Annotated in this window: 7 protein-coding genes; 3 read left to right on the forward strand and 4 right to left on the reverse strand. The window is 71.1% G+C overall.

Annotated features, from left to right (window positions below):
- Positions 1-15: 15 nt before the first annotated feature.
- From zwf to pgl, 3 genes are read left to right on the forward strand one after another with little or no spacing between them, the layout of a single operon-like run.
- On the forward strand, positions 16-1,551 hold the full coding sequence (gene zwf / locus ACFWI9_RS30875) for a glucose-6-phosphate dehydrogenase (RefSeq protein ID WP_387167566.1): 1,536 nt from the start codon (positions 16-18) through the stop codon (positions 1,549-1,551).
- Positions 1,548-2,585: a glucose-6-phosphate dehydrogenase assembly protein OpcA gene (gene opcA, locus ACFWI9_RS30880; protein WP_387167552.1), complete on the forward strand. Its 1,038-nt coding sequence runs from the start codon at positions 1,548-1,550 to the stop codon at positions 2,583-2,585. Before zwf ends, opcA begins: the two co-directional genes overlap by 4 nt.
- On the forward strand, positions 2,582-3,364 hold the full coding sequence (gene pgl / locus ACFWI9_RS30885) for a 6-phosphogluconolactonase (protein ID WP_387167554.1): 783 nt from the start codon (positions 2,582-2,584) through the stop codon (positions 3,362-3,364). Before opcA ends, pgl begins: the two co-directional genes overlap by 4 nt.
- Positions 3,365-3,771: 407 nt before the next feature.
- Here pgl and thrS read toward each other — a convergent pair whose 3' ends face one another.
- The 4 genes from thrS to pgi form a co-directional block, all read right to left on the reverse strand.
- Complete coding sequence (gene thrS, locus ACFWI9_RS30890; RefSeq protein ID WP_387167557.1) at positions 3,772-4,998, reverse strand: threonine--tRNA ligase; 1,227 nt, start codon at positions 4,996-4,998, stop codon at positions 3,772-3,774.
- Between the two features lie 202 nt (positions 4,999-5,200).
- Positions 5,201-6,787: a PH domain-containing protein gene (locus ACFWI9_RS30895; protein ID WP_387167571.1), complete on the reverse strand. Its 1,587-nt coding sequence runs from the start codon at positions 6,785-6,787 to the stop codon at positions 5,201-5,203.
- Positions 6,788-6,831: 44 nt separating this feature from the next.
- Positions 6,832-7,332, reverse strand: a complete 501-nt coding sequence (locus ACFWI9_RS30900) for a PH domain-containing protein (protein ID WP_387167560.1) — start codon at positions 7,330-7,332, stop codon at positions 6,832-6,834.
- A gap of 12 nt (positions 7,333-7,344) precedes the next feature.
- Positions 7,345-9,024: a glucose-6-phosphate isomerase gene (gene pgi, locus ACFWI9_RS30905; RefSeq protein ID WP_387167563.1), complete on the reverse strand. Its 1,680-nt coding sequence runs from the start codon at positions 9,022-9,024 to the stop codon at positions 7,345-7,347.
- Positions 9,025-9,152 lie beyond the last annotated feature (128 nt).

Consider the following 9,152-nt stretch of genomic DNA (forward strand, 5'->3'; position numbering starts at 1 on the left):
TGGGGCGGGTGTCTCATTTGCCCCCCCCCACCCGGCGCTAATCCGGCCCGCCACCCCGCGGACCGCCGGCTCCCGCGTATCGCGGGGCCGTCGGGCCTGGTGATTTTCGGCGTTACGGGCGATTTGTCACGTAAGAAGTTGATGCCTGCCGTTTACGACCTCGCCAACCGGGGTCTGCTGCCGCCGGGCTTCTCGCTCGTCGGCTACGCCCGGCGCGAGTGGGACGACGAGGACTTCGCCCAGGAGGTGCACGACTCGGTCAAGCAGCACGCGCGCACCCCGTTCCGCGAGGAGGTCTGGCAGCAGCTGATCCAGGGGATGCGTTTCGTCCAGGGCGACTTCGACGATGACGCCGCCTTCGAGAACCTGAAGAAGACGATCACCGAGCTGGACCAGGTGCAGGGCACCGGCGGCAACTTCGCCTTCTACCTCTCGGTGCCCCCGAAGTTCTTCCCCAAGGTCGTCAAGCAGCTCAAGAAGCACGGTCTGGCCGAGCAGAAGGACGGCTCCTGGCGGCGCGCCGTCATCGAGAAGCCCTTCGGCCACGACTTGGCCTCCGCCAAGGAGCTCAACTCGATCGTCCACGAGGTGTTCGACCCGGACCAGGTGTTCCGGATCGACCACTACCTCGGCAAGGAGACCGTCCAGAACATCCTGGCGCTGCGCTTCGCCAACACCCTCTTCGAGCCGATCTGGAACCGGTCGTATGTGGACCATATCCAGATCACCATGGCCGAGGACATCGGCATCGGCGGCCGGGCGGGCTACTACGACGGCATCGGTGCCGCCCGTGACGTGATCCAGAACCATCTGCTCCAGCTGCTGGCGCTGACCGCCATGGAGGAGCCCGCCTCCTTCGAAGCGGACGCGCTCGCGGCGGAGAAGACCAAGGTGCTGGGGGCCGTGAAGCTGCCGAAGGACCTGGCGGCGGGCACCGTGCGCGCGCAGTACACGGCTGGCTGGCAGGGCGGCGAGAAGGTGGTCGGCTATCTGGAGGAGGAGGGCACCGACCCGAACTCCAAGACCGACACCTACGCGGCCATCAAGGTGGAGATCGACAACCGCCGCTGGGCGGGCGTCCCCTTCTATCTGCGCACCGGCAAGCGGCTCGGACGCCGGGTCACCGAGATCGCGGTGGTCTTCCAGCGTGCCCCGCACTCCCCCTTCGACCGCACCGCCACCCAGGAGCTGGGGCAGAACGCCCTGGTCATCCGGGTCCAGCCGGATGAGGGCGTCACCCTGCGGTTCGGCTCCAAGGTGCCGGGCACCTCGCTGGAGGTCCGGGACGTCTCGATGGACTTCGCCTACGGCGAGTCCTTCACGGAGTCCAGCCCGGAGGCGTACGAGCGGCTGATCCTCGATGTGCTGCTGGGCGACTCCAACCTCTTCCCGAGGGTCGAGGAGGTCGAGTTGTCCTGGAAGATCCTCGACCCGATCGAGGAGTTCTGGGACCGGCACGGCAAGCCCGCGAAGTACCCGGCCGGGACCTGGGGTCCGGCCGAGGCGGACGAAATGCTCGCACGAGACGGACGGAGCTGGCGTCGGCCATGAAGATCGACCTCACGGACACCACGTCAGGAAAGATCAACAAGGCTCTGGTGAAGGGCCGTCGGGCGATCGGCACACCGGCCGTCGGCATGGTGCTCACCCTGGTCATCGTCACCGACGAGGAGAACGCCTACGACGCGCTCAAGGCCGCCAACGACGCGTCCCGCGAGCACCCCTCGCGCACCCTCGTGGTGATCAAGAGGGTCTCCCGGTCGCCGCGCGACAAGGCGAAGGCGCGTCTCGACGCCGAGGTGCGGGTGGGCGCCGACGCCGGCAGCACCGGTGAGACGGTCGTCCTGCGGCTGTACGGCGAGGTCGCCGACCACGCCAACTCGGTCGTGCTCCCGCTGCTGCTGCCGGACGCGCCGGTGGTGGTGTGGTGGCCGGTGCACGCACCGGTCGACCCTGCGTCGGACCCCCTGGGTGCGCTGGCACAGCGCCGGGTCACCGACACCTATGCCTGCGAGCAGCCGATCGCCGAGCTCACAGCCAGGGCCGACGCCTACACCCCGGGTGACACGGATCTGGCGTGGACCCGGATCACCCCGTGGCGTTCGATGCTCGCCGCCGCACTGGACCAGGCGCCCTGGAAGGTGACCTCGGTCGAGGTGGCGGGCGAGGAGTACAACCCGAGCTGCGAGCTGCTCGCCATGTGGCTCGCCGACCGGCTCAAGGTGCCGGTGCAGCGCTCGGTTTCGGCGGGCCCGGGCCTGACCTCCGTAAGGATGGAGACCAAGCAGGGCCCGATCGAGCTGGGCCGGTCCGACGGCTCCATCGCCACCCTCTCCATCGAGGGCCAGCCGGACCGCGCGGTGGCATTGAAGCGGCGGGACACGGCGGAGCTGATCGCGGAGGAGCTGCGGCGGCTCGACCCGGACGACATCTACGCGTCAGCGCTGCGGTACGGCGTCGACCGGTTGGACATCGCCTCCGGCGAGGTTCCGCGGTCCGCTCCCGCGCAGACCGCCACGGAGGGTTCCGCGCCGCAGAAGAAGGCCGCGGCGAAGCCCCCGGCCAGGAAGGCGGAGTCGAAATGAGCGCACCCCAGCTCGTCGTCCACCGCGACAAGCAGCTGATGGCGCAGGCCGCCGCGGCCCGGCTGATCACGAAGATCGTGGACGCCCAGGCCGCGCGCGGTTCGGCGTCGGTGGTCCTCACCGGCGGGCGCAACGGAAACGGTCTGCTGGCCGCGCTGGCCGCCGCGCCCGCGCGGGACGCCATCGACTGGTCACGGCTGGACCTGTGGTGGGGCGACGAGCGCTTCCTACCGGAGGGCGACGCGGAGCGCAATGTCACCCAGGCCCGCGAGGCCCTGCTGGACTCGGTACCGCTGAACCCCTCCCGGATGCACCCGATGCCCGCGTCCGACGGCCCGTACGGCAATGACGCGGACACCGCGGCCACGGCGTACGCGCGGGAGCTGGCAGCCGCCGCGGGTCCCGAGGACCATGGTGATGTGCCGACCTTCGACGTGCTGATGCTGGGAGTCGGCCCGGACACGCATGTCGCCTCCCTGTTCCCGGAGCATCCGGGGGTACGGGAGACCGAGCGCACGGTGGTCGGCGTCCATGGCGCGCCCAAGCCACCGCCGACCCGGATCTCGCTGACGCTTCCGGCGATCCGCGCGGCACGCGAGGTGTGGCTGCTCGCGGCGGGCGAGGACAAGGCGAACGCGGCGCGGATCGCGCTGTCCGGCGCGGGTGAGATCCAGGCTCCGGCCGCCGGTGCGTACGGGCGGGCGAGGACGCTTTGGCTGCTCGACTCGGCGGCGGCGTCCCAGCTTCCGCGCGGGCTGTATCCACCGGCTTCCCCGTAGGCCCTTGGCCCCGGCTCCCGGTACCCACGCCCACGGCCCCGTTCCGCAGCGGAACGGGGCCGTCGGTGCGTCCGGCCGCTCCTCGTCGCACAACGGCAAGGAATCAGGCCCGTCCGCGCCTCACCCGCCTGACCACACCCGACCGCCGAGCCACCACCGGCCACGCCCCGCCCGCGACGACACCCGCCCTGAAAGCCGCTCACCGTCCCTGGCCACACCTCACTGCCGAGCCGCCCACGGCCACGGCCTGGCCTGGCTGGCCTGGCCTGCGGAGACAGCCGCCCGGGCGGCGCGTGACCGCCGTCCACCACCGAGCCCCCACCGGTCACCGGCCGGCCCGCGGAGACACCCGCCCGGTGCCTTCCGGAGGGCCCCGGACCGGCTCGACGGGCCCGGCGCCCGATCCGTCACCCGTCGGCGCTGTCCCACAGCTCGGTGCTGTGGTCCCGGACGAGTGCGCCGATCCGGTCGATGACGTCCACGACCGGCAGCGGATCGAGTCGGCGTCCGTTCCGCAGCCGCAGGGCGACCCGGTCGTCGGTGGCTTCCCTGGCGCCGATGACCGCCTGGTACGGCACCAGCCGCGCCTCCCGGACGCGGGCGCCCAGGCTGCCGCGCTCCGGCCCGGCGATCTCGGCGCGCAGCCCGATGGCGTCGCAGCTCCCGGCGAGCGCTTCCGCCCGCTCCCGCTCGCCCTCGGAGACGGGGAGGATCACCATCTGGGTGGGGGCCAACCAGGCGGGGAAGGCCCCGCCGTACTGCTCGACAAGGTGCGCGACGGCACGCTCCACACTGCCGATGACGCTGCGATGCACCATGACCGGCCGGTGCTTGGCGCCGTCCGGGCCGATGTAGTGCAGATCGAATCGCTCAGGCTGGTGGAAGTCGACCTGCACGGTCGACAGGGTGGACTCCCGGCCCGCGCTGTCGGCGATCTGTACGTCGATCTTCGGCCCGTAGAACGCGGCCTCGCCGCCGACCGCCTCGTGGGGCAGGCCGGAACGTTCAAGGACCTCGGTCAGCAGGGCGGTCGAGCGCCGCCAGAGCTCCGGAGCGTCGACGTACTTGCCACCCGGCCCCGGGAGGGAGAGCCGGAAGCGGGCCGGGGTGATGCCGAGGGCGCGGTAGGCGCGGCGGATCAGCTCCAGTGCGGCCGCCACCTCGTCGGCGACCTGGTCGAGGGTGCAGAAGACATGGGCGTCGTTCAACTGGATCGAGCGGACCCGGGTCAGTCCGCCGAGCACACCGGACAGCTCCGAGCGGTACATGCCGCCCAGTTCGGCCATGCGCAGGGGCAGTTCGCGGTAGCTGTGGGAGCGGGAGCGGTAGATCAGCGCGTGGTGGGGGCACAGGCTCGGTCTCAGTACGACCTGTTCGCCACCGAGGTCCATCGGCGGGAACATGTCGTCGCTGTAGTGCGCCCAGTGTCCTGAGATCTCGTACAGCTCCCGTTTGCCGAGCACGGGTGAGTAGACGTGCCGGTATCCCGCCTGCCGCTCGGCGTCGCGGATGTACTCCTCCAGGGTGTGCCGTACGGTCGCGCCGTCGGGCAGCCAGTACGGCAGTCCCGCGCCGATCAGCGGGTCGGTGTCGAACAGGTCGAGCTCGCGGCCGAGTCTGCGGTGGTCGTGCATGGGGGCTCCTCGCGGTCGGGGGCGAGCGGCCTTCCCCCGCGCGCGGCCGGGGGTCCCCAGGCGAAAGCCCCGGGGCACTCGCCCCGGGGCTTTCGACTAGGACAGCAGTCAGCGCGCCGGGACACTCTCCGGCGTCGTCGTCATCGCAGCGCGCTTGATCCTCATACGTTCGACCGTAGCAGAGGGAGTGTGCGCCACCCGGTCATTTTCCGGGTGGCTGGCCCGGTACCCGCGCCCCTTCGGGAGGCTCCAGAAACCTCTCCAGCAGCCCCGGGACCGCCCGGTCGGCGAAGTGCAGCACCTCGTACTCGTCCGCGTCGTACACCGTGTAGGCACCGGCTCCGGCCGCCGTGGTGGCGGTCAGGGTGAGCAGTCCCGCGCGGCGCTGGAACCAGGACTGCTTGAGGGTCCAGCCGATGATCCCGGACCGCTGGAGGGCGACCGTGCCGCGGCGCAGGGTGCCCGACCGGGCCAGCAGATAGGGGCCGCCGATCGCATGGCCGAGGTTCCGGTAGGCGTCCAGGGCGAGCAGTACGGCGAGCGGCGGGAGGAGCAGCGCGCAGAGCGCCGCCGCGTGGAGCGGCAGATCGCCGTCGGACAGTGCGGCGCCCCACCCGGCGAGTACGGCCGCCGGCAGCATGGCGCAGGTCAGCGACCAGCGCAGTCTGCGCCTGCGGGCGGCCCGGGGATGCCGGGTGAGAGGGACGTTCGTCGGAGCGGTCGGCTCCCTCAGCACATCCGCGACCGCGCGGTCCGCCACGGCTCTCGGCACAGGCGGCAGCAGGGTCTTGATATCGGTGTGGGTGTCGCCCTCGTCGTTCGCGAGGCCGGTCGCGACCGCGTCCACGCGTGCCGCGCCGAACAGCCTTACGCCCAGCGGCTCGACCAGTTCGACGCCGCGCAGCCGCCGCTCCTCTATGGACAGCGAGCGGGCGGTCAGCAGCCCTCGGCGCAGCCGCAGCGTGCCGCCCGGCTCTCGCTCGAGGCGGTATCCGAACCACATCTCGATCCAGAGTCCGAGGGCGCCCACCACCCCTGCCACCAGGACTCCGGCCGCGATCATGGCGCCTGCCCACAGCAGCGGGGTGTCCGCGAAGCGCTCCGCGGTCCAGTCGATCACCTCGCCCTGGACGCCGAACCATTCGCTGATCTGCATCACCGCGCCGACGGCCGCTCCGCCGAGCAGCGGGGCGACGAAGGACAGCGGCGCGTACCGGATCCAGCGCGGGTCGAAGGCGGCGAGTACCCCGCCGGTGTGTGTCCCGGCTCCGGCCGCCGCCGTGTGGGCCAGCAGCGCGCGCCGCAGCCGCTCGCCCTCGGCCGTGGTGACCGGGTCGAGTTCCAGGGTGGACTGTCCGTCACCCGTGTGCTCACCGGTGCCGATACGGACCTTGACCAGCCCCAGTACGCGCTGGAGCGGATTGGCCGTCAGATCGACACTGCGGATGCGCTCCCGGGCGAGCGAGCGGCGCCTGGCCAGCAGCAGTCCGGTGTGGAGCTCGGCGCGCTCCGGTCCGACGCGGTAACGGGTGCGGCGCCAACGCACATGGTCGGCGGCCGTGCCCGCGCCGATCAGCAGGACGGCCCCGCCGAGCACCCAGCCGAGCGCCTGCCGCCAGGGCAGGGCGCCGGTCAGCCCGACGAACACCGGCAGGGCCGCACCGCCCGCCACACCGGTCATGACGAGCGCGGTGAGCAGGACGGAGCGCCGGTCGAGACTGCGCCAGCCCCCGTCCTCCACCGGTTCGGCGTCCGCCACCGGGTCCGCGGCCACCGCGGCCTCCCCCATGTCCGCGGCCACCGCAGCGTAATCTTTCGCCTCAGGGCCTTCGGTCATGTGGCGTCGCCCGGGGTGGCCTGGGTGACCCGGGTCAGCTGGGCGGCCAGCTCCGCCGCGAGCTCGTGGTCGAGGCCCTCGATCCTGAGCGCGCCCTTGGACGACGCGGTCGTGACAGTAACGGTGGAGAGCCTGAAGACCCGCTCCAGGGGCCCGCGTACGGTGTCCACGGTCTGGATCCGGGACATCGGCGCGATCCGCCACTCCTGCCAGAACGCGCCGGTCCGGATGTACACGGCCTCGTCCGTGACCTCCCACCGGTGCAGCCGGTACCACCAGGAGGGGAAGAAGACCGCGCCCGCCACGCCGATCACCGCCACCGCGACCGCGGCGGCGAGCAGCCAGGTCGTGGCCGGTCCGATGGACGCGGCCAGCACCCCCAGAACGGCCACCGGGCCGAACGCGGCCACCAGCAACCGGGTACGCCACCAGCCGACGGCCCGTTCGCTCAGCGTGTTGTCCGGCGGTCTCAGCCGCACGGTCCCCTCCCCCGTCATCGGCTCCCGCCCCTACCGCTCCGAGGCTTCGGACGACCTTCCGCGCAGACCGCGGTAGGTGCCCACGAGTGAGGCGGTAGAACTGTCGAGCTCCCCCGCGCCGGTGCCTTCGGTCAGCATCGGCTCGATGCGCTTGGCGAGCACCTTGCCGAGCTCGACTCCCCACTGGTCGAAGGAGTTGATGTTCCAGATCGCACCCTGCACGAACACCTTGTGCTCGTAGAGCGCGACGAGCTGGCCCAGTACGGACGGGGTGAGCTCACCTGCCAGGACCGTGGTGGTGGGGTGGTTGCCGGTGAACGTCTTGTGCGCCACCAGCTCCTCCGGGACGCCTTCGGCCCGTACCTCGTCCGCGGTCTTTCCGAAGGCCAGGGCCTGCGTCTGGGCGAAGAAGTTGGCCATCAGCAGGTCGTGCTGGGCGGCGAGCGGCGGGGACAGCTCGTCCACGGGCCGGGCGAAGCCGATGAAGTCGGCCGGGATGAACCGGGTGCCCTGGTGGAGCAGCTGGTAATACGCGTGCTGTCCGTTGGTGCCCGGAGTGCCCCAGACGACGGGGCCGGTCGCCCAGTCGACCCGGTTGCCCTCGCGGTCCACGGACTTGCCGTTGGACTCCATGTCGAGCTGCTGGAGATACGCCGTGAACTTGCCCAGGTAGTGCGAGTACGGCAGCACCGCGTGGGACTGGGCGTCGAAGAAGGCTCCGTACCAGACACCGAGCAGACCGAGCAGCAGCGGTGCGTTCTCGGCGGGCGGTGCGGTGCGGAAGTGCTCGTCCACGAGGTGGAAGCCGTCGAGCATCTCCCGGAAGTACTCGGGGCCGATGGCGATCATCAGGGGGAGCCCGATGGCCGAGTCATAGGAGTACCGCCCGCCGACCCAGTCCCAGAACTCGAACATGTTGGCGGTGTCGATGCCGAATTCCGCGACCTTCCCGGCATTGGTCGACAGGGCCACGAAGTGCCGGGCGACGGCTTCCGGGCCGGCCTTCAGCTCGGTGAGCAGCCAGTCTCGGGCGGAAGTGGCGTTGGTGATGGTCTCGATGGTGGTGAACGTCTTGGAGGCGATGATGAACAGCGTCTCTGCCGGGTCGAGATCCCGGATCGCCTCGTGCAGATCGGCCCCGTCCACGTTGGAGACGAAGCGGAACGTCAGATGCCGTGCGGTGCGGGCGCGGAGCGTCTCGTAGGCCATCGCCGGGCCGAGGTCGGAGCCCCCGATGCCGATGTTCACCACGTTCCTGATGGGCTTTCCGGTGGACCCGGTCCAGCTTCCGGAGCGGATCCGCTCGGCGAACGCGCTCATCTGGTCGAGTACCGCGTGCACCTGGGGCACCACGTTCTCGCCGTCGACCTCGACGACGGCGTCACGCGGGGCGCGCAGCGCGGTGTGCAGCACGGCACGCCGCTCGGTGGTGTTGATCTTCTCGCCGCGGAACATGGCGTCCCGCAGCCCGGCGACGTCGGTGGCCGCCGCCAGCTCGCGCAGCAGCTCCAGGGTCTCGTCGGTCACCAGGTGCTTGGAGTAGTCGAGGTGCAGATCGCCGACCCGGAGGGTGTACCGGCCGCCGCGGCCCGCGTCGCCGGCGAACAACTCCCTCAGATGGGTGTCCCCGAGTTGCTCGCGGTGGCGTTCGAGAGCGGCCCACTCGGGCGTCCGGCCCAGCCGGGTGCGGCTTGCTGCGTTGTCTGACATCGGCCCACTTCTTTCTTGCCTGCATGTGCCCCGCTGCCCCACCAACCTAGTTGATCCGGGATCTCGGCGAGGTACGCGCGTCGTCCCAGGAAAGCGGCAGCGGGCCCGGCTTTTGCAGGAAACCGTGG

It is taken from the genome of Streptomyces sp. NPDC127084, from assembly GCF_042724175.1.
In the GTDB taxonomy this organism is placed as follows: domain Bacteria; phylum Actinomycetota; class Actinomycetes; order Streptomycetales; family Streptomycetaceae; genus Streptomyces.